Source organism: Paenibacillus sp. 32352 (genome assembly GCF_002042965.1).
Lineage (GTDB): Bacteria > Bacillota > Bacilli > Paenibacillales > NBRC-103111 > Paenibacillus_S > Paenibacillus_S vulneris.
Genome location: NZ_MZNT01000038.1, coordinates 1 through 570, shown reverse-complemented (window position 1 = coordinate 570; position 570 = coordinate 1). Strand labels below are relative to the sequence as shown.

Here is a 570-nt window from a genome sequence, read left to right as displayed (position 1 = left end):
GGGTGGCCAAATTAATGGAGGTCACCAAATCAACAGGGGTGGCGGGCAAACTGGAACTTGTGCAGTGCAACATGGTAGGGGCAGCGGGCAGACAGGTGATAGGACCCATTGTTATGCTTTCCCTGGGAGGTCTGAAGTAGAGACATCTGATGTTGTTATCATAGGTAATCTTTTGGTTTGTGATTGCATGGTTTCTGTATTATTTGATCCTGGATCCACATTTTCTTATGTATCTTCCTCATTTGCTAATGGTCTTAATTTACCTTGTGAATTGCTTGACATGCCTATTCGTGTTTCTACTCCGGTGGGTGAGTCTGTGGTAGTTGAAAAGGTATATAGGTCTTGTTTGGTGAACTTTGTGGGGAGAAACACTTATGTAGATTTGGTTATCTTAGAAATGGATGATTTTGATGTAATTCTGGGTATGACTTGGCTTTCTTCGTAATTTGCGATTTTGGATTGTAATGCTAAAACGGTCACGTTAGCCAAGCCTGGGACAGATCCGCTAGTGTGAGAGGGTGACTATACTTCCACCCCAGTTCGTATTATCTCCTTTTTTCGTGCCAAGAG

General features: G+C 43.0%; 1 protein-coding gene. It reads left to right on the top strand.

Translation table 11 applies throughout. The features are described from left to right. On the top strand, positions 1–445 hold a 445-nt coding region (locus tag B1728_RS35470; protein ID WP_144028114.1), incomplete at its 5' end, for a retroviral-like aspartic protease family protein. Between the last annotated feature and the right edge of the window lie 125 nt (positions 446–570).